The sequence below is a fragment of the Noviherbaspirillum sp. genome, assembly GCF_035654295.1.
GTDB lineage: Bacteria > Pseudomonadota > Gammaproteobacteria > Burkholderiales > Burkholderiaceae_D > Noviherbaspirillum.
This window is the reverse complement of sequence record NZ_DASRXF010000089.1, coordinates 34,997-55,394: the sequence shown is the minus strand read 5'-3', so window position 1 is coordinate 55,394 and position 20,398 is coordinate 34,997. Positions and strand designations below refer to the sequence as shown.

At 63.9% G+C, this 20,398-nt stretch carries 16 protein-coding genes; 2 read left to right on the top strand and 14 right to left on the bottom strand.

Going from position 1 to position 20,398, the window contains the following annotated elements; all coding sequences use genetic code 11:
* The 4 genes from VFF99_RS09680 to VFF99_RS09665 form a co-directional block, all read right to left on the bottom strand.
* Positions 1 to 272 (bottom strand): ATP-binding cassette domain-containing protein (locus VFF99_RS09680; RefSeq protein WP_325017302.1); only part of this gene is annotated, 272 nt, incomplete at its 3' end.
* 10 nt (positions 273 to 282) lie between these two features.
* Positions 283 to 1,167 carry a nitrate ABC transporter permease gene (gene ntrB / locus VFF99_RS09675; protein WP_414691520.1) on the bottom strand — a complete coding sequence of 295 codons (885 nt, stop codon included), beginning with the start codon at positions 1,165 to 1,167 and terminating at the stop codon, positions 283 to 285.
* A 9-nt stretch (positions 1,168 to 1,176) separates the two neighbouring features.
* Positions 1,177 to 2,427, bottom strand: coding sequence for a CmpA/NrtA family ABC transporter substrate-binding protein (locus VFF99_RS09670; protein ID WP_325017298.1), 1,251 nt, complete (start codon positions 2,425 to 2,427; stop codon positions 1,177 to 1,179).
* A gap of 266 nt (positions 2,428 to 2,693) precedes the next feature.
* Entirely contained in the window at positions 2,694 to 3,317 is a 624-nt protein-coding gene (locus tag VFF99_RS09665; protein WP_325017297.1) for an ANTAR domain-containing response regulator, read from the bottom strand.
* A gap of 73 nt (positions 3,318 to 3,390) precedes the next feature.
* Here VFF99_RS09665 and tsaD point away from each other — a divergent pair, with 73 nt between their 5' ends.
* A complete protein-coding gene (gene tsaD, locus VFF99_RS09660; RefSeq protein ID WP_325017295.1) occupies positions 3,391 to 4,419 on the top strand; it encodes a tRNA (adenosine(37)-N6)-threonylcarbamoyltransferase complex transferase subunit TsaD in 1,029 nt (342 codons plus the stop codon).
* A gap of 134 nt (positions 4,420 to 4,553) precedes the next feature.
* Here tsaD and VFF99_RS09655 read toward each other — a convergent pair whose 3' ends face one another.
* From VFF99_RS09655 to VFF99_RS09640, 4 genes are all read right to left on the bottom strand, one after another.
* Entirely contained in the window at positions 4,554 to 5,210 is a 657-nt protein-coding gene (locus VFF99_RS09655; RefSeq protein ID WP_325017293.1) for a hypothetical protein, read from the bottom strand.
* Between the two features lie 14 nt (positions 5,211 to 5,224).
* The gene (plsY, locus tag VFF99_RS09650; protein ID WP_325017291.1) at positions 5,225 to 5,830 is read right to left on the bottom strand and encodes a glycerol-3-phosphate 1-O-acyltransferase PlsY; all 606 of its coding nucleotides are present in this window, start codon (positions 5,828 to 5,830) and stop codon (positions 5,225 to 5,227) included.
* Positions 5,831 to 5,863: 33 nt separating this feature from the next.
* On the bottom strand, positions 5,864 to 6,355 hold the full coding sequence (gene ybaK, locus VFF99_RS09645) for a Cys-tRNA(Pro) deacylase (protein ID WP_325017289.1): 492 nt from the start codon (positions 6,353 to 6,355) through the stop codon (positions 5,864 to 5,866).
* Positions 6,356 to 6,426: 71 nt separating this feature from the next.
* Complete coding sequence (locus tag VFF99_RS09640; RefSeq protein WP_325017287.1) at positions 6,427 to 13,920, bottom strand: EAL domain-containing protein; 7,494 nt, start codon at positions 13,918 to 13,920, stop codon at positions 6,427 to 6,429.
* Positions 13,921 to 14,333: 413 nt separating this feature from the next.
* On the opposite strand from VFF99_RS09640, the gene VFF99_RS09635 reads away from it, so the two are divergent.
* Positions 14,334 to 14,897, top strand: a complete 564-nt coding sequence (locus VFF99_RS09635) for a phasin family protein (RefSeq protein ID WP_325017285.1) — start codon at positions 14,334 to 14,336, stop codon at positions 14,895 to 14,897.
* Between the two features lie 289 nt (positions 14,898 to 15,186).
* Here the strand turns inward: VFF99_RS09635 and VFF99_RS09630 are convergent, their stop codons facing one another.
* From VFF99_RS09630 to VFF99_RS09605, 6 genes are all read right to left on the bottom strand, one after another.
* Complete coding sequence (locus VFF99_RS09630; RefSeq protein ID WP_325017283.1) at positions 15,187 to 15,582, bottom strand: YbaN family protein; 396 nt, start codon at positions 15,580 to 15,582, stop codon at positions 15,187 to 15,189.
* Positions 15,583 to 15,600: 18 nt separating this feature from the next.
* Positions 15,601 to 16,506, bottom strand: a complete 906-nt coding sequence (gene xerD, locus VFF99_RS09625; protein ID WP_325017282.1) for a site-specific tyrosine recombinase XerD — start codon at positions 16,504 to 16,506, stop codon at positions 15,601 to 15,603.
* Positions 16,506 to 17,003, bottom strand: coding sequence for a methylated-DNA--[protein]-cysteine S-methyltransferase (locus tag VFF99_RS09620; RefSeq protein ID WP_325017280.1), 498 nt, complete (start codon positions 17,001 to 17,003; stop codon positions 16,506 to 16,508). Before VFF99_RS09620 ends, xerD begins: the two co-directional genes overlap by 1 nt.
* A gap of 116 nt (positions 17,004 to 17,119) precedes the next feature.
* Positions 17,120 to 18,619: a tripartite tricarboxylate transporter permease gene (locus VFF99_RS09615; protein ID WP_325017278.1), complete on the bottom strand. Its 1,500-nt coding sequence runs from the start codon at positions 18,617 to 18,619 to the stop codon at positions 17,120 to 17,122.
* Between the two features lie 12 nt (positions 18,620 to 18,631).
* Positions 18,632 to 19,093 (bottom strand): tripartite tricarboxylate transporter TctB family protein, encoded by a 462-nt coding sequence (locus tag VFF99_RS09610; protein ID WP_325017276.1) that lies wholly within the window; start codon positions 19,091 to 19,093, stop codon positions 18,632 to 18,634.
* 200 nt (positions 19,094 to 19,293) lie between these two features.
* Positions 19,294 to 20,268, bottom strand: coding sequence for a tripartite tricarboxylate transporter substrate binding protein BugD (locus tag VFF99_RS09605; RefSeq protein ID WP_325017274.1), 975 nt, complete (start codon positions 20,266 to 20,268; stop codon positions 19,294 to 19,296).
* Positions 20,269 to 20,398: the final 130 nt, after the last annotated feature.

The following is a 20,398-nucleotide window of genomic DNA, read 5'->3' as shown; positions in this document are numbered from 1 at the left end:
AGCGAGTGGTTCTGGAACACGACCGCACGCTCGGGGCCGGGGCCCGCGATCTCGCGGTTGGCGCACAGCAGCGTGCCCTCGGTCGCATCCAACAGGCCGGCGATGAGGTTCAGCAGGGTCGACTTGCCGCAGCCCGAGTGGCCGATCAGCGTGACGAACTCGCCCTTCTTCACGTTCAGGTTGATGTCGCGCAGCGCATGGAAGCTGCCCTTGGCGGTGTGGAACACCATTTCCGCCTTCTGGATCTCGATGAACTTGCTTGTGTTATCCATGTCACGCTCCTCAGTTGCGCACTTCTTCATAGGTGAATGCTCTGGCGATGGCGACCAGCGCCTGTTCCAGCAACAGGCCGACCACGCCGATCACGACGATCGCGATGATGATGTGCGGCACGTTCAGGTTGTTCCATTCATCCCAGACCCAGAAACCGATGCCCACGCCGCCGGTCAGCATTTCGGCGGCGACGATCACCAGCCATGCGGTGCCGATCGCGAGGCGCACGCCGGTCAGCATGTAAGGCAGCACCGACGGAAACAGGATCTTCGTGACGATCTTCCACTCCGACAGGTTGAGCACCTTGGCCACGTTCATGTAATCCTGCGGCACGCGCTGCACGCCGACCGCAGTGTTGATGATCATCGGCCAGATCGAGCAGATGAAGATCGCCCAGATCGCGGCCGGGTTGGCGGCCTTGAACACCAGCAGACCGATCGGCAGCCAGGCGAGCGGCGACACCGGCTTGAGCAGGCTGATGATCGGATTGAACATGCCGGACAGGAACTTGAAGCGGCCGATCATGAAGCCGAGCGGGATGCCCACCAGCGCCGCCATGCCGAAGCCGGTCGCCACGCGCTTGAGCGAGGACCACAGGTTCCACCCGATGCCCTGGTCATTCGGGCCTTTCTGGTAGAAGGGATCGGAGAACAGCTTGATCGCATGCTCCAGCGTCACCGCCGGCGTCGGGAAGCCGGTGCTTTTCGCGGCAACGATCTCCCACACGAGCACCAGCAGCGCGATGCCGAGCACCGGCGGCAATACCGCGAGGAAGTAAGGCTTCAGCGGCCGCCTCTTCGCCGGCGCGGGCGCGGCCGCCGGCGGGGCTGCAGCCTTTTTCAGGGGAGCAGCGGATACCCGTTCGTTCAATACCTTGTCCATGACTGCGCTCATATTGGCCTCTCACACTTTGATCTTGAAGGAACCCGCGTACAGCTTCGGGTTCTTGCCGTCCCACACCACGCCGTCGATCAGCTTCGAGGAACGCATCGGGTCCTTGGGCACGCTGACCTTCGCCATGTTGGCGGCGTCCTTGTACAGGTCGATCTGGTTGATCTGCCGCGCGACTGCGAGGTAATCGATGTCTTCCTTCAGCAGGCCCCAGCGGCGCTGCTGCGTGAGGAACCACATGCCGTCGGACAGGTACGGGAAATTGACGTAGCCGTCGTTGAAGAACTTCATGTGGTTGGGATCGTCCCAGGTCTTGCCCATGCCGTTCTGGTAGCGCCCGAGGATGCGCTGGTTGATGGCATCCACGCTGGTGTTCACGTAAGCCTTGTCTGCAACGGTCTCGGCCATCTTCATCTTGTTCTGCAGGCCGGCATCGATCCATTTTCCCGCTTCGAGCACGGCGGCGGTCATGGCGCGCGCGGTGTTCGGATATTTCTTCACCCATTCGGCGGTGGTGCCGAGGATCTTTTCCGGATGGTCCTTCCAGATGTCCTGGGTGGTCACGCCGGTGATGCCGATACCGTCCATGATCGCGCGATGGCCCCAAGGCTCGCCCACGCAATAGCCGTCCATGTTCCCGACGCGCATGTTGGCCACCATCTGCGGCGGCGGCACGGTAATGATCTTGGCATCCTTCATCGGATCGATGCCGTGCGCGGCCAGCCAGTAATACAGCCACATCGCATGCGTGCCGGTGGGGAAAGTCTGGGCGAAGGTGTATTCCCGCTTGTCCGACTGCATCAGCTTGGCCAGCGACGCGCCGTCCACCGCGCCCTTGTCGGCGAGCTTTTTCGAGAGCGTGATCGCCTGGCCGTTGTGGTTGAGCGTCATGAGCATGGCCATGTCTTTTTTCGGGCCGCTGATGCCCAGGTGCACGCCGTAGACGAGACCGTAGAGGACGTGGGCAGCGTCGAGCTCGCCGTTGACCAGCTTGTCGCGCACCCCGGCCCAGGACGCCTCCTTGGTCGGTACGATCTTGATGCCGTACTTCTTGTCGATGCCAAGGACGGAGGCCATGACCACCGACGCGCAATCGGTGAGCGGAATGAAGCCGACCTTGACTTCCTCTTTTTCCGGCTTGTCCGAGCCGGCCGCCCAGGCGCCCTGCGTGGCCAGTCCTCCGAAGGCGCCCGCGGTCATTGCGGCGCCGGCCTTGAGCAGGCTGCGACGGGTCAGGTTCGTCTTGGATGCTTTTATAGTCATGCTGTCCTCATGCGTGATGTCGAAACGGGCAAAAAGAAAGGCGTCCGTCAGCACGGGCAGAAACCCATGTGAACGGACGCCTTTGTCCAGAACCATCCTGACCGGCAGTGGTCAGGACAGCATCATTACTTGTTGCGCCTTCGTTGGCGCCCGGTCTCTATCTGCAAGTGGTGTGCCAGCGCTTGTCGGTGGTTTTCCTACATGTTGGATCCGCGATAAGCCCTTGCCGCGCACTCATTTCGTGCATTGCATTAAAACAGGGCTCCCTAAATGAGCAAGTCGGCCACGTCGAGCATGCGCTGCGCCACGTCGGACAGCTTCAGGTTCTTGTCCATCGCCAGCCGTCGCAGTTTCTTGTAGGCCTCGTCTTCGGTGCAATGGTGGCGCTCCATCAGCAAGCCCTTGGCGCGTTCGATGACCTTGCGCTCGGCCAGCTTGATCTTGGTCTCCGAGAGCTCGTGGCGCAGCTTCTGGTCGACCTCGAAGCGCGCCAGCGCGACGTCGAGCACCGCCTTCACGCGGTCCGCCGAAAGACCCGCGACGACATAGGCGGAGACGCCGGCCTCGATCGCGGCGTGCATCTTTTCCTTGTCGTTGTCCTCGGTGAAGCAGACGATGGGACGGCGCGCGTTCGCGGTGGCGGCGACCACCTTCTTCAGTGCGGCGTCCGACTGCTCATCGACGATGATCACATCGGGCTGCAGCTGCGCGATCTGCTCCTCGAGACCGGCATCGGGCGGCAGCGCGGCGAGGATGTTATAGCCGCTTTCGAGCAGGCCGATGCGGATCGCACGGGCGCGCTCGGCCTGCAGCAGGGCGGCCTTGTCGGCGCCTTCCGGCGCGACCAGGGAGTTGATGACTACGATCTTGAGCTGTCTGGAGTCGTTCATGTGCGGAGCCTCGGGTGCGCTAATCCTATAAAATAGGGCTTTGCAAAAAGCTTGCCATCCCGCCTCTCATCCCATGCTTGTCCTCGGCGTCGAATCCTCCTGTGACGAAACCGGCCTGGCGTTGTACGACACACAACGCGGCCTCCTTGCGCACGCCCTGCATTCGCAGGTGGCGATGCACGAGGAATACGGCGGCGTGGTGCCGGAGCTGGCCTCGCGCGACCATATCCGCCGCGCGATCCCGCTGCTGGAACAAGTGCTGGCCCGGGCGGAAACACCGCGCAGCGCGATCGATGCGATAGCGTATACACAAGGCCCCGGGCTGGCCGGCGCGCTGCTGGTCGGCGCATCGGTCGCCTGCGGCCTCGGCCTGGCGCTCGACCGCCCGGTGCTCGGCGTGCATCACCTGGAGGGGCACCTGCTCTCCCCGCTGCTGTCGCGCGACCCGCCGGAGTTTCCGTTTGTTGCCTTGCTGATCTCGGGCGGGCATACCCAGTTGATGCGCGTGGACGGCGTGGGCCAGTACACGCTGCTGGGCGAGACGATGGACGATGCCGCAGGTGAAGCTTTTGACAAGTCGGCCAAGCTGCTCGGCCTCGGCTATCCCGGCGGCCCGGCGATCTCGCGCCTGGCCGAATTCGGCGATCCCGGCACGTACAAGCTGCCGCGGCCGATGCTGCATTCGAAAGACCTCAATTTCAGTTTCTCCGGCCTGAAGACCGCCGTCCTGACGCTGGTGAAAAGCCAGGTGGTCAACATCTGCGAGCAGGACAAGGCAAACATCGCCCGCGCCTTCGTCGACGCCATCGTGGAAGTGCTGGTGGCGAAATGCCTCGCGGCCCTGAAACAGACAGGCCTGAAACGCCTCGTGATCGCCGGCGGCGTCGGCGCCAACCGGCAATTGCGCGAAGGTCTGAACGCGGCGGCGCAGAAGCGGCGTTTCCGTGTCTACTATCCGGAACTGGAGTTCTGCACCGACAACGGCGCGATGATTGCGTTTGCGGGGGCGATGCGCCTGCAGATCAATCCGCAGGCGGCCAAGCGCGACTATGCGTTCAATGTGCGGCCGCGATGGCCGCTGGATGAATTGCGGGCGGTTTGAGGGGCTCCGCGGTGGGTTTCGCCGCACTCTGAATGCATGGTGGGTTTCGCTTCGCTCTACCCACCCTACGATTCTTTATAAAGGACGGTAGGGTGGGTAGAGCGCAGCGAAACCCGCCAAACTACGCGTACCGCTCAAAGCCGCCCCGTCCTCCGGTGACGATCCACCCAATACGCCCACAGCACCAGCAACCACTGCGACTGCCCCACCCACGCAATCGCATCCGCGCTCGGCGGCGGCTCGCCAAACAGATTGCCGGCATGAACCAGCAGCAGAAAACCGACCAGCGACACGAATCCCCACTTCCCTTTCGCGTTCACGGCCTGCGTACTGCGCGCATACAGCCACACGCCGAGCAGGAAGAGAGGCAATTCTACCGCCAGCGTCAGCGGCAGCGAAGCCCACAGCCCCATCCCGGCGAACGTCTCGCTGCCCGGATACAGAGGCAGGTCGGGCAGGTGCACGATGGCGTCAAGCAGCCAGTGGCTGACGACAAGCGCGCCGACCAGCCATGCACCGCGCCAGTCCTTGCGCAGCCACCCGTACAGCACGCCGACAACGACGCCCCATCCGGCCGCGCCAAGCAGGCTGTGAGAAATCGGGTAATGCTCGAAAACCAGCGGCGTGATCGAATGCGCGCTGGGTGCAATGCGTACCGTTTCCACGCCCAGGAGCAACAAGGTCGGCCATATCAGGTCGATGAACTGTGCCGCGAGGAAAAGCGTGCCGAGAGAGACCTTGGGCGCAGCCGCCTTGGCGCCGAAGCCGATCCCGAAATGTCCGATGAACATGGCCGCCCTCCCCCTTATTTCTTCTTGCTGCCGATCCTGCTTTCCTTGCCCGCCAGCAGGTTGGCGATGTTCTGCCGGTGGCGGTAGATCAGCAGCGCGCTCATGGCGGCCACGGCCGCCAGCTTGGCATCGACACCGAACAGCAGGCCGTAATAGAAAGGCGCGAAGATGCTGGCCACCAGCGCGGCCAGCGAGGAGTAGCGAAAGGCATAGGCAATCACGAGCCAACTGACCAGCGTGGCCAGCCCCAGCCAGCCGTTCAGGCCGAGCAGCACCCCCAGCGCGGTGGCGACGCCCTTGCCGCCGACGAAGCGGAAAAACACCGGCCACAGGTGGCCGAGGAATACCGCCAGCGACACCAGCGCAATGCCGGTGTCGCCCACGCCGTATTGCTCGCCGAAACGCATGGCGAGCCACACCGCCAGCCAGCCCTTGAAGCCGTCTCCCAGCAGGGTCAGTGCGGCGGCGGCCTTGTTGCCGCTGCGTAGCACATTGGTCGCGCCTGGATTCTTCGATCCATAGGTGCGCGGGTCGGCCAGCCCGAACAGGGCGCTGACGACGACGGCAAACGAGATGGAGCCGATCAGGTAGGCGGCGATGACAAACAACGCGGTGGACATTCTCTCCCTTTCAGATGGATGGCTGTGCCCGGCTTACTCTTCGAGCGCGCACTGGACGGTTTTGACGGGCAGGACATTGGCGAGCACCTTCGGATCGATGCCGACCAGGTAGCCGCGCCTGCCGCCGTTGATATAGATCTTGTCGAGCGCGAGGATGCTTTCCTCGACATAGACCGGCATGGCCTTGCGCGTGCCGAACGGCGAGGTGCCGCCGACGAGGAAGCCGGAATGCCGGTTCGCGACTTCGGGCTTGCAGGGTTCGACCGACTTGCAGCCGATCTGGCGCGCGAGGTTCTTGGTCGAGACCTTGCGGTCGCCGTGCATCAGCACCACCAGCGGCTTGGCCGCTTCGTCCTGCATGATCAGGGTCTTGACGACATGGTGCTCGTCCACGCCCAGCTCGCGCGCGGAGACGGCGGTGCCGCCGTGCTCTTCATAGGTGTAGGGATGCTCGGTGAAGGCGACGCCCTGTTTGCGCAGGAATTGCGTGGCCGGAGTTTCCGAAACGTGTTCTTTCTTTGCCATTGCAGCTGCCGGAAAAATTTCGCCACATTATGCAGCAAGAACAGGCCTTTGCGGCCGACCTTGCGCTTTTGTCATGCCGCCGACTGGAGTGGCTGCAACGGCTGACTGTGCAGCAGTTCGTCGAAGGCGTCCGGCGGCACCGGCCTGCTGTAATAGTAGCCTTGTGCAAACACGCATTGGCGCGCGCGCAGGAATGCCGCCTGTTCGCCTGTTTCCACGCCCTCGGCAATCACCTTGAGGTTCAGGCTGTGCGCCATGGCGATGATGGCATTGGTGATGGCGGCGTCATGCGGGTCCTGGCCGATGCCTCGAATGAAGGACTGGTCGATCTTGAGCGCATGGATGGGGAAGCGCTTCAGGTAGGACAGGCTGGAGTAGCCGGTGCCGAAATCGTCCACCCAAAGCTGCACGCCCATGTCGCTCAACTGCCGCAGCGGCACCAGGTTTTCCTCGCTGGGGTGCATGAGGAAGTTTTCGGTGATCTCCAGTTCCAGCGCCGCGGCCGGCACCCCGGTGTCTTCCAGGATGCGTTCGACGCCGGCCACGAAATCCGGCTGCAGCAGCTGACGTGCGGACAGGTTCACCGCCATGCACAGATCGGCATGCCCGGCGTCGCGCCAGCGCTTGAGCTGCAGGCAGGCTTCGCGCAGCACCCATTCGCCGATCTGCGTGATGAGCCCCGTCTCCTCGGCGATCGGGATGAACTCGGCGGGCGGGATGAAGCCGCGCTCCGGCTGCATCCAGCGCAGCAGCGCCTCCGCGGAAACGATCCTGCCGCATTCCATGTCCACCTGCGGCTGGTAATGCAGGAAGAACTCGCCGCGCGCGATCGCCTGGCGCAACTGGTTGGCAATGGCGAGCCGGCGCTGGGCGGCGACATTGAGGCTTTGCATGAAAAACTGGTAATTGCCCCGGCCCTTTCCCTTGGCGTGGTACATCGCGGTATCGGCGGCACGCATCAGCGTATCGGCGTCCTCGCCGTCTTCCGGGAACAGGCTGATGCCGATGCTGCAGCCGGCATGCAGCGCGTGGCCGTCGACGTGGAACGTGTTCCTGAGCTCGTCCAGGATCTTCTGCGCGACGGCGGCGGCGGCGTGGTCGTCTTCGATGGCCGGCAGCACCAGCACGAATTCGTCGCCGCCGAGCCGGGCCAGCGTGTCGCCGCGGCGCAGGCAAAGCTGCAGCCGCCCTGCCACCAATTGCAGCAGGTGGTCGCCGACCTGGTGGCCCAGCGAGTCGTTGATGTGCTTGAAGTCGTCCAGATCAATGAACATGACCGCGACCGACTTTGCGGTCCGCTGCGATTGGCCGACGGCCTGCCTGAGCCGGTCGAGCAGCAGCGCGCGGTTCGGCAGGCCGGTGAGCGTGTCGTGGTGGGCCATGTAGCTGATGCGATGCTCCGCCTGCTTGCGTTCGATGGCGATGCCGGCAATGCGGGCGGTGAAATCGGCGAGCCGCAGTTCCGGCTGAGTGGGCGTGCGCACCTCGCGGTAATACATCGAGAACGTGCCGAGGACGCTGCCCTGCTGGGACAGGATAGGCGTCGCCCAGCATGCGCGCAGGCCGTGGGCCAGCGCCAGCTCGCGATACGCTTCCCACAATGCATCGTTCTCGATGTCGGTGACCACCACGCGTTCGCGCCGGTGCATCGCCGTGCCGCAGGAACCGGCGGACGGGCCGATGCTCAAGCCTTCCAGCGCCCGCGAATACGCGCCCGGCAGGCTGCCCGCCGCTCCGACGCGGACATGCTCGCCATCCTCGTCCAGCAGCAGCACCGCGCCGAGCATGCCTTCCGATTGCGATTCGATGACACTCACCAGCGTGTCGAGCACTTCCTGCAACGACGCCCCGGTGGCGATCATCTCCAGCACGCGGGCCTGTCCCATGTGCAGCGCCTCCACCTGCTTCCGTTCGCTGATCACCTTGCCGGTGCCGCGATACCCGCGGAACGCGCCCTTGTCATCGAACAGCGGCTCGCCGCTGATGCTGTACCAGTACCAGCGTCCGTCGTCGGCACGCACCTTGTATTCGAGGTTGCGGAATGGGCGGCGATCCGCCAGCACTCGCGTATGCGCATCCCACGCCTCCCGGTCGAGCGCTTCCTCGTCGATGGCGAGGTCGTCGCGCGTCTTGCCGATCAAGCGCTCGGGCACCATGCCGGCGGCGCGGCCGACGCCTTCCGATACCAGGGTGAACCGGAAGTGCTCATCCTGCTCCCAGTACCAGTCCGACGAGAGATGGGTCAGGCTGCGGAAACGTTCCTCGCTCGTAACCAGCGCCTGCTCGGCGCACCTGCGCTGGATGAACTGCGCGATCTGGCTGCCGATGACCTGCATCATGCCGATCATTTCACCGTCGGGCATGCGCGTCTCGCGGCTGTAGAAGGACATGACGGCGACAGCCTTCCCGACGAGCAGGACTGGCACGGCAAAACTACCGTGCAGGCCGATCTGCATCGCTTCCTTCGCGCGCCTGAATTCGGGATCGGCCGAGATGTCCGGGAGCCAGATCGGCTGCCGCGCACGGGTCATCCGTCCGGGGATGCCGCGCGATGCCGACACGGTCTTGCCGGTTGCGACGGCGACGAAGCTCGTGGGCGCCAGGACCGGAGCCTCCCATGCCCGCATCAGCCTGAAGGTATCGGCATCTTCGTCGACCTCCCAAAGTTCGCCGATCTCCCAGCCGAAATTGGTGCATACCGCGTCGAGCAGCGGGAGTGCCGCCGCGTCCAGCGAAGCGGCGTCGGCGAGCACCCGCGTCACGGCGAACTGCACGGCCTGGCGTTGTTCGGCGCGCCGCCGGTCGGTGATGTCGCGGAAATTGCACTGGATGACGCGCGTATCCTCCACCTGGTAGGCGCTGCTGACGAAATCGACGATCAGGTCGCGCCCGTCGTTCGCCTGCAGCGGCAGCGAGTCATGGCGCACCGACTCCTTTACCTGCAGCGCGTCGCAGATGCCGGCGAATGCCGGCTGGATGCGGAAGGGGGCGACGTCGCGGATGCGCTTGCCGACGAATTCGTCGTGGCGGAAACCGAGCATGTCGAGCAGACAGGAGTTGGCGTCGGTGATCACCCCCGAGCCGGAATGGAGCAGCAGAATGCCGTCCTTTGCGGTTTCGAACAGGCGGCGGTAATGCGCCTCCGACAGCTGGAGCTCGCGCTCGATCCTGCGCCGCTCGGCGTTTTCTTCCTCGAGATCGGTGTAAAGCCGCGCGTTCTCCAGCGAGATGGCCGCCTGCGAGGACAACAGTTCCAGCACGCCCAGCGCATCCGCGGAAAAGGCGCCGGCGATGAGATTGTTTTCAAGGTATAGCAGGCCGGCGAGTTCGGCCTGCCGGAAGATCGGCTGGCAAAGGACGGAGTTCGGATGGTTGGCGGCGATGTACGGATCGCCGGCGAAACGGTTGTCTTCGCCCGCGTTCTCCAGCAACACTTTCTGGCGCGTCCTCCAGACGTAATTCACGAGGGTCACCGGTACCAGCGTGGTGGATGCCAGCCCGAGCCCGGGCAGTCGGCTCGCCTGGACAACGCCTCGCTCGTCGAGCCCCGCTTCGGCCTCGATGGCGAGCGCGCCTCCGTGCTGCAGTATCACGTAGCCCTTTTGCGCGCCCGCCTGTTCGATCACGACCTGCAGCAGCTTGGCCAGAAGCTTGTCGAACGCGATCTCTCCGGACAGAGCCTGCGATGCCTTGATGACGGCAAGCGCATCGAGCTGCAAGGTGCCGCGCGGAAGACCGTCATCGGCCGCGCTGCTTTCCGCGCCGTGCAGTTGCGGATAGAGCGACTCCAGCTGGCGCACCTTGCCGCTCGCACCCCAACGGGCATAGCAGGCGTGTGCGTGCCGGAGGTAGGCGTCGGCGCTGCGGCCGGAGCCGCGCGTGCGGTAGAAGTGGGCGGCGAGTTCGTTGGCCAGGGCCTCGTCCTGGACGAAACCGTGCAGGGAAGCGAGCCGGATCGCCTGCTCGTAGCGCTGCATCGCATCGAGGTCGCGGCCTTCGATGCGCGCCATTTCCGCGCCCAGCAGCGCATAGCGGTGCAGGAAGTTCTGCGGGCAGTGTTTCGCCCACTGGCGCAGCCGCTTCTGGCAGGCCTTCAGCGTCCCGGCGAATTCCAGCTGCCGCTCGATATCGACCTGAGTGTAGAGCGCGGTCAGCGTCAATGCGTGGTAGAGCGTGCAGCTTGCCTCGATCGGCATGGAGATCATCACGTCCTGCATCGCCATGGCATCGCGGGCCGCATCGGACGCGTCGCCATAGCGGCGGTAAACGAAGCAGGCGATCTGTTTCATGGCATGCCGGAAGGCGATGCCCGATCGGAAGCTTGCCCGATCGAAGGCTTCCAGGCACTCGGCCTCGTCGAAACCGTCGTCGCTGAATCCGGCCTGCTCGTTCGTCGCGCCCTTCATGCTGGCGATGAACTGCTGCACCAGCCGGATGGCGCGATAGACCGTGTCGTTGCGGCTTTGCCGGGCGAAGGCGGCATACTTTTGCAGTGCATTCGACACCGTGTCGAGCGATTCGCCCTTTTCGATCATCTGCCATGGCGTGCGGAAGGACGAGTAGCCCGCCCACACGAGGTCGCCGACTTCCAGGCAGGCGCGGAAACCCTCTTCCATCAAGGCGATGTTGTCGGCGAACGGCTTGTGCCAGAAGTTGAGGTAATTGCCGTGCAGGAAAAGCAGCGCGCCGCGCATGCGGACGTCGTTGTACTTTTCATTCAGCCGCAGGCCGAGCTCGGAAAACGCGTAGCCCGATGCGACATCGCCGAAATGCGACGCGAGAATAATGCCGTAGCCGCTGAAGGCAAGGCAGGATTTTTCCGTCGGCCCGAATTCGAGGGACAGGTTGACCGCCTTGTACATCAACAGGCGGTACAGCCGGTTGCGGGCGACAAACGCGCAAGGCAGCATGTCCACCAGCAAGGCGATACAAGCACTTGCGTTGGGGTCGGACGCATGCGGGATGTCGAACAGGTCGCAGGCAGGACGTCCCGCGAGGTTGCACGCGATGCGCTCGCGCTCCCGGCTTTCCTGCGCGGCGATGTCCGCTTCGCCGTCCGGCAAGGCGATGCCGAACAGCTGCAGGCCTTCGCTCCCGGCCTCCACCGCTTCCTCGAAACGCCCCGCGGTCTGGCAGAGGCTCATGCGCAGCCCGTAGACTTTCGCCCGGTCCAGTGGAGCGGCAACATGCTGCAGGATCAGGGCGAACAGTTCTTCCGCGCGCTCGCCGTCGCCGCTCAGGTATTCGCATTCGGCCAGGTCGAAATGGCATTCGAAGGCGCGGGCCGGATCGGACGTCCAGATGTCCGCGGGCAGGAGCGCGGCCGCATGCCGGAAGTAATTGCGTGCCGCGGCGAAGGCAATTGCGGAGCGCGCCTTGCTGCCAGCGAGCCGGTTGAGACGGCACAGCACTTCCCGTTCCTGCGCATCGTCCAGCGCGGTGAGGTCCTGGTTGAACTGATTGACCACATCAAACACGCGCTCCTCGACCTGCTCCCGGGTGAATGCAGCGAGGCAGGCACGGCCGATCTGCAGGTGCATTGCGCTGCGCTCGCCGGCCGGGATGGTCGAGTAGGCGGCTTCCTGCACCCTGTCATGCAGAAAGCGGTAGTCATCGCCGGCACGCAGCACGAGTCCGGCACGCATGGCCTCGGACAGCGCCGCCGGCAGGTCCGGCGCTGCGCAGCCGAGGGCGGCGGCCAGCAATGCGCCGGGAGCACGCGTGCCGAGACAGGCAAGATGCTGCAACGCGCGCTGCGATGCGGGCGACAGGCGCATCAGCTTGCCGATCATGAACTCGGCCACGTTATCGGTGAAGCCGTGCGCCTCGATACGCGGCAAGTCCCAGCGCCAGCCCGAAAGCCCGCGGTCGAATTCGATCAGGTGCTGCTCGTGCAGGGCGGCGAGGAACTGGATGGCGAAGAAGGGGTTGCCGCCGGTCTTGTCGACGATCAGCCGTGCCAGGGGCAGCGTATCCTTCTCGCTGCGGTGGAGCGCATCGGCGACCAGCATGTTGATCGCTTTGTCCGGCAATGCTTCCAGGATGATCTCCGTCACCGGGGTGCGTCCCTTGCGCAACGCGTCGAGGCTGAGGCGGAACGGGTGCGAGGCGCCGACCTCGTTGTCCCGGTAGGCGCATACCGGCATGAAGTACCGCATTTCCGGATGCAGCAGCAGGCTTTCCAGCAAGGCCAGGCTGGCCGGGTCGGCCCACTGCAGATCGTCCAGGAACAGCACCAGCGGATGCGCCTGTTGCGCGAAGACGCCGATGAAACGGCGGAACACCATGCCGAAGCGGTTGCGTGCTTCTGTCGCGGGCAGTTGCGGCACCGGCTGCTGCGGCCCGATGATCAGTTCGACCGACGGGATGACATCGACGATGAGCTGGCCGTTGACGCCGAGCGCTTCCTGCAGGCGCTGTTTCCATTGCGCGACGCGTTCCTCGCTTTGCGCAAGCAGTTGCAGCACGAGCCCGGCGAAGGCCTGGACGATGGTCGCATACGGGATGTCGCGCTTGTACTGGTCGAACTTGCCGGAGGCGAACAGCGCCTGCTCGCGCGCGATCGGCTGGTACAGTTCATTGACCAGCGACGACTTGCCGATGCCGGAGTAGCCGGTGACCAGCACCAGTTCCGGCCGCCCTTCGCAGGCCACGCGTTCGAAGGCCTGGCGCAGCAGGACGATTTCCCTGTCGCGTCCGTACAGTTTCTGCGGCAGCTGGAAGTGCGCCGGGACGTCGTGCCGGGCGAGGACAAAGGCGTCGATCGTGCCACGCGCCCGCCATTGGCGTTCGCATTCGCGCAGGTCGTGCAGGAGGCCTTCCGCGCTCTGGTAGCGTTCCTCGGGTTCCTTGGCCAGCAGTTTCATCACCATTGCCGACAGGACCGGGGGCAGGGAAAGCCGCATGTCGGCCGGCGGCGTGGGCATGCGGGCGATATGGCTGTAGATCCAGCCCATGGCATCCGTTGCCTCGAAGGGCAAGCGCCCCGTGAGCATCTGGTAAAAAATGATGCCGAGTGCGTAGAGGTCGCTGCGTCGGTCCGGTACGCGATGCATCCGTCCGGTCTGCTCGGGCGACATATAGGCTTGGGGCGCGGCGGCCTCGACAGCCGGGTGCGGCACTGCAAGGCTCTCGCCCTGTCCCAGGCCTGTGAGCCAAACGCCGCTGGCGGCCTCGTCCACCAGGATATATCCCGGCTCCAGCGCTCTGTGCACGATGTCGCGTTCATGGAGTTCGGCGACCGCGTCTGCGATGCTGGCGGCAAGCGCGAGAAAGCGGGCCGGAGCCATCGGCTCGCCGAGCATGAGGGATAGCGGCTCGCCTCCCGGATCTTCCAGCAGCAGCGCCGGCCGCCCCTCGCAGGTCTCGATGGCGACCGGCCTGATGACGCGGGGAGCGTTGACGGTCTTGCCGATGGCAAGCGCGTTGCGCATCCAGTCGCTGTGATGAACGCCGTAATTCTCCGGGACCGCGTGCATCAGGACCGCGTGCCGGTCAGCGGCACGCACCGCGCGGCACAAGATTCCCATACTGCCGACATGCAGGATTTTGCTTACGGAATACATTCTGTCCCCATGTGTTGTGGCTTCGCCCCGTCGGAGTTGGACGCGCCTCTTCTTTCCCGCCTGCAAGATTCTTTCTCAGACTAAAGGAGTATTTCCGCAGATACAAGTACTGACAGCTGCCTCCCATAATTTTTGAAGGCGCGCCTCTAGTGGAACAGTGCAGTTGTTGACTAAACAGCAACCGGTTTGCGCATGCTCAACAAAGCTGCCGAAAATCCGGCCGACGCATGCTGCACTGCGGCGAGCCATGGTAAAAAGCGCAAGGCGCCCCCGGGTTGCTCAAGTGAAAAAGAATTTTGTGCGGCGCACAAAAAAGAGCTTGACTTTGAGGAGGTCGACCTTAAAATATGAATTGTTGCGGCGCACAATAGCGCCGGCCCCGATATTCCGAATACATCCAAAGGAGCGAATCAATGTTTACCCTTCCCGAACAGTTTTCCAGTGCCGCCAAGGCCAACTTCGAAGCCCAACTGTCCCTGCTGACCAACCTGACCAGCAAGGCATTCGAAAGCGTGGAAAAGGTTGTCGACCTGAACCTGAACGTGGCCAAGGCCTCGCTCGAGGATTCCTCGATCGCCGCCCGCCAGCTGCTCAGCGCCAAGGACCCGCAAGAGTTCTTCTCGCTGACCGCTGCCCAGGCGCAGCCGACCGCAGCCAAGGCGATCGCCTATGGCCGTCACCTCGCCGGCATCGCCACCAGCGCGCAGGCTGAGCTCACCCGCACCGCGGAAGAGCAGATCGCCGAAACCGGCCGCAAGATGAGCGCCCTGGTAGACGATGTCTCCAAGAACGCACCGGCCGGCACGGAGAATGTGATTGCCATCGTGAAGACCGCGCTCGGCAATGCAAACGCCGGCTACGAGCAGTTCAGCAAGACCACCAAGCAGGCGGTCGAAGTCATGGAAGCGAACATGAATTCGGCAGTCAGCCAGTTCACGCAGGCAGCCGAAAAGACGGGCAGCCGCGCACGCAGGTAATCCCCGCAAGGGAGTGGGAAACGGGCCTCAGGGCCCGTTTTTTTTTCGCCCGTCGCCGTCGTTGCAGCTTCCCCTCAGGGGCGTGCAGCGGCCTTAGATGTGGCTGACAAAGTAGGTGGCCGCGAAGGTGGCGGCGACGAGGATGAGATAGGAAATGGTACGCAGGCTTTCCATGTCGGTAGTCCGGAAAAATTCACTGACGTACCAATGTACCAGTTAGCCGAAGGGTCAAATTGAGATAAAGCAATGCTTTCCTGCCGCGATTCTCGGAATGATCAAGACCGGCGCCCTACTCGTTTCTGCGCTGCGGCCGATGTTCCGCTTCGACGGCCTCGAGTGTTTTCAGGCGCAGGATCATCACCGTCACGCCGGTGGCGATCGCCAGCAGCATGATCTTGAGCAGCAGCGGCCGGACCAGGTAGATCGAGTAGCTCATGGACACCCAGAGCATGACGAGCGCGACGATCTTGGCGCGCAAGGGCAGCGCCCGCTTGTCCTCGAAGTTGCGGAGGTATTCGCCGAACACCGGGTGATAGCGCAGCCAGCGGTGCATGCGGTCGGAGCCGCGCACGAAGCAGGCGGAAGCCAGCAGCAGGAAGGGAGTAGTCGGCAACAGCGGGAGGAAAATCCCGAGTATCGCCAGCACGACGGCGATGCAGCCGATGATGTTGAGGAGGATTTTCATCTCGCGCCCGGCCTCGGCCTATCCCCGCGGATGGTGCATGGCATGCAGCTTCTTCAACCGCTCGCGCGCCACATGGGTGTAGATCTGCGTCGTCGAGATGTCCGCGTGACCGAGCAGCAACTGCACCACGCGCAGATCCGCGCCGTGGTTCAGCAGGTGCGTGGCGAACGCGTGGCGCAGCGTGTGCGGCGACAGGGGGGCGTTGATCGCTGCCCGCAGCGCGTATTTCTTGATCAGCGTCCAGAACATCTGGCGCGTCATGCCCGCCCCGCGCGCCGTGACGAACAGCGCGTCGTCGACCTGGCCGTTGAGGATCGCGGGGCGTCCTTCCTTCAGGTAGCGCTCGATCCACCCGCGCGCCTCTTCCCCGAACGGCACCAGCCGCGTCTTGCTGCCTTTGCCCGTGATGCGCAGCACGCCCTCGTTCATGCCCACTTCGAGTGTCTTGAGCAACACCAGTTCCGATACCCGCAAGCCGCTGGCATACATCAGTTCGAGCATGGTCCGGTCGCGCAGGCCAAGCGGCGTGTTCACGTCCGGTGCGCCGAGCAAGGCTTCGACCTGCGCCTCCGACAGGGTTTTCGGATAGCGCGGCGCCTGCTTGGCGGATTTGATCTTGAGACAAGGATCGGCGGAAATGCGATTCTGCCGCAAGGCAAGCTGGTAGAAGCGCTTGAGCACGGCGAGGCGCCGATTGGCCGAGGTCGCCTTCGTCTCCGCATGGCGGGCGGCGAAATAGGCATTGATATCGGTGTCCGACGCGGCATACAGACCCTTGCCCTTCTCGGCGTCCAGCCAGGCGGCAAACAGGGTCATGTCGCGCCGATATGCGTCGAGGGTATTCCTGGCCAGGCCGTCTTCCAGCCACAGGGTGTCGCAGAACTCGTCGATGGGCGACTGGCTTGCCGTAGGCGCTTCCGTCATCAATAGCCCTTGACGCCCTCGTGGGCAAGCAGCCAGCGCTTGACGCCGAGGTGGAACCCGGTCTCGTCGTCATGGTTGGAAAACCCGCCCAGGCCGCCGGATGCGGTCACGCGGTGGCAGGGGACGACGAGCGGATACCAGTTCGCGCCGCATGCCTGACCGACCGCGCGCGGCGCCGAGCGGATCAGCTTAGCGACCTGGCCATAGGTCAGGACGTCGCCGCGGGGAATGCCCGAGATGACATCCCACACGCGGCGCTGGAAGGCCGTGCCGGCCTCGGCCAGCGGCAGGTCGAAGCGGAAATCGGGTTCTTGCAGGTAGCGTTCGACCTGCCGGGCGGCGCGCTCGGACAAATCGTCTGTCGGCGCCTTCTCGTTGAAGCTGCGCGGCAGGTACACGAGTTCGCGGATCGCGCCGGCCTCCGTCCGGATGCCTATCGCGCCGAACGGCGCCTCGACGATGGCGGCGAACAATGCGGTGTTTGAGGATGGATGCATGGCGTTAGGATAAATCAAAACGCGTCGCGTATCCGCATGCGCGCGGGCTTGCGTCCCATAAAGAAAATCGGCGTGTCCGTTTCCGGAACACGCCGATTGTCATGATGCCATCCTGCTTACTCCTCGAAGGCTTCCTCGCGCTTCTTGCGCAGGTTCGGGCTGAGCACGACCATCATCGCCAGCGCGGCCAGCACCAGCATGGTGGCCGAGATCGGCCGCTGCAGGAACACCATCGGATCACTGCGCGACAGCAGCAGCGCGCGGCGCAGGTACTCTTCCATCATCGGGCCGATGATGAAGCCCAGCAGCATCGGCGCCGGCTCCATTTCCAGCTTGGAGCAGATGTAGCCGAACAAGCCGAAGCCCGCCATCAGGAACACGTCGAAGTCGCTGTTGTTCAGGGAGAACACACCGATCGCGCAGAACACCAGGATGCAGGGGAACAGGAAGTGGTACGGCACCATGATCATGCGTACCCACAGGCCGATCATCGGCAGGTTGAGCACGATCAGGAACAAGTTGCCGATCCACATCGAGGCGATGATGCCCCAGAACAAGGCCGGCTGTTCGGTCACCACCGCCGGTCCCGGCTGGATGCCCTGGATGATCATCGCGCCGATCATCAGCGCCATCACCGGGTTGGACGGGATGCCCAGCGTCAGCATCGGGATGAACGAGGTCTGGGCGCCGGCATTGTTGGCCGCTTCCGGTGCCGCCACGCCTTCGATCGCACCCTTGCCGAAGTTGGCGGAGTTCTTCGATACCTTCTTCTCGATGGAATAGGACACGAAGGAAGCCAGCATTGCGCCGCCGCCCGGCAGGATGCCCAGCATGGAGCCGAGCGTGGTGCCGCGCAGGATCGGTGCCACGATGCGCTTGAGGTCGTCCTTGGTCGGCATCAGCCCGGTCACCTTCTTCATCACCAGCGAACGGTTTTCCTCATGCTCGAGGTTGGAGATGATTTCGCCGAGGCCGAACATGCCCATCGCCACGACAACGAAGTTGATGCCGTCGGCCAGCTGCGGCAGGTCGAAGGTGTAGCGCGGCGTGCCCGAGTTAACGTCGGTGCCGACCAGGCCCAGCAACAGGCCGAGGATGATCATGCCGATGGCGCGCAGCAACGAACCATGTGCGAGCACGACGGAAGCAACCAGGCCCAGCACCATCAGCGAGAAGTATTCGGCCGGGCCGAAGTTCAGCGCCAGTTCGGCCAGCGGCGGGGCAAACAGTGCCAGCAGCACGGTGGCGACGGTGCCGGCGAAGAAGGAGCCGATCGCCGCGGTCGCCAGTGCCTTGCCGGCATTGCCGTTCTTTGCCATCTGGTGGCCGTCGAGCGCGGTCACCACTGAGGAGGACTCGCCGGGCAGGTTGACCAGGATGGCGGTGGTGGAGCCGCCGTATTGCGCGCCGTAGTAGATACCGGCCAGCATGATCAGCGCCGAGACCGGCGGCAGCGAGAAGGTCGCCGGCAGCAGCATCGCGATGGTGGCCACCGGGCCGAGGCCGGGCAGCACGCCGACCGCGGTGCCGAAGAACACCCCCATCAGGCAGTACATCAGGTTGGTCAGGGTCAGAGCGGTATCGAAACCGAGCGCCAGGTTGTTGAGAATTTCCATGACGTCTTTCCCTTAGAAACCGAGCCACGGCCCGAACATGGGCATCGGCAGGCCGAGCGCCTTGACGAACAGCAGCACGCAGAATACCGACATGCCGACACCGAGGAGCACGTAGGGCCCAAGCTTGAACTTGGTGCTGGCGATGCCGCTGATCACGACGACCAGGACGACGCTGAGCGCAAGGCCGGCGCCGCGCACCAGCAGGCCGAACACCACCACCGAGAATAAGACCAGGAGGATTTCGCGAATGGCGAAGCGGCCGATCGGACTGCCGGTCCTGACCATGGAGCGGACCACGCCGATCAATCCGATCAGGGTCAGCAAGCCGCCGAGAATGGTGGGGAAGTAAGCCGGCCCCATCCTTCCGGCGGTGCCCATCGAGTAGTCGCGGCCGATGATGACGGCGGCAAGCCCGAAGATGACGAAAATGACCCCGGACCAGAAGTCCTTGGGGCCGCGAATGAACGATGGCAAAGCGTATCTCCTTCTACTTATTGGATCGATGGGAGTGGTGCCTTCGGTCTCGCCGCAGTGTTTACCCAGGGCGGGTCAAGGCATCTTATCCCATTTTCCGGCCGCCGGATCTAGATTCCATTAGGCCGCGGCACGCCGCCGGGGTTGCCCCGGCGGCGTGCCGTTTACAGCAATGTCGCTACAGCGGGAAATGCGGGTGATCAGTCAGCGTAGACGCCGGCCTTCTTGATGATCGGGCTCCACTTGTCGATTTCCGCCTTCAGGAAGCTGCGGTGTGCATCCGGCGTTGCGCGGGCTTCGGCAACCGGCTCCGTGCCCAGTTCGCCGAAGCGCTGCTTGACGTTAGGATCCTTCAGCGCAACCTGGAGTGCCTTGGAGAGCGTGTCGACGGCAGCCTTCGGCGTGCCCTTGGGCGCGTACAGGCCGTGCCACACGGCGACTTCGAAGTTCGCCAGGCCGGCTTCATGCAGCGTCGGCAGGTCGGGCAGCGACGGCACGCGCGACTTGGTGGTCACGCCGTAGGCCTTGATCTTGCCGCTCTTGATCTGGCTGGTGGTGTTGGTGGTCTGGTCGCACATGAAATCCACCTGGCCGCCGAGCAGGTCGTTCATCGCCGGGCCGGTGCCCTTGTAGGGAACCGTGGTCAGTTCGGTGTCGATGGCGCTCATGAAGAGCATGCCGCAAAGATGCGATGCGGAACCCACGCCGGCGTTGGCATAGGTCACCTTTTGCTTGTTGGCCTTGACGTAGGAGAGCAGTTCCTTGAAGTCCTTGGCCGGGAAGTCCTTGCGGGCGACGAAGGTCATCGGCACGTCGGTGATCAGGCCGATAGGCTCGAAGCTGTCCAGGGCGTTATACGACAGTTTGCGATAGAGCGCCGGCGCGGTGGACTGGCCGATGTGGTGCAGCAACAGGGTGTAGCCGTCCGGGTCGGCCTTGGCCACACGGGCCGCGCCGATCGTGCCGCCGGCACCGCCGACGTTTTCGATGATCACTTGCTGGCCGAGCGTCTTGCTCATCGACTGGGCGACGAGGCGCGCAACCGTATCGGTCGGGCCGCCCGCAGCGAACGGGACGATCACGGTGACCGTCTTGGCCGGATAGGACTGTGCATAAGCAGCGGTGCTGGCGACCAGGGCAAGACCTGCGAGGAAGCGCAAAGGCTTGAGATTCATGAGTGTCACTCCTCCAATAATTGGTATTTGATACACGAAAAGATCTGTTGTGCGAATTCACTCCGGACGGAGATGCATTCGCGCGCACAAAAACAAGGCGGCAGCGTGCCTCGATGCACCATTATTGCGA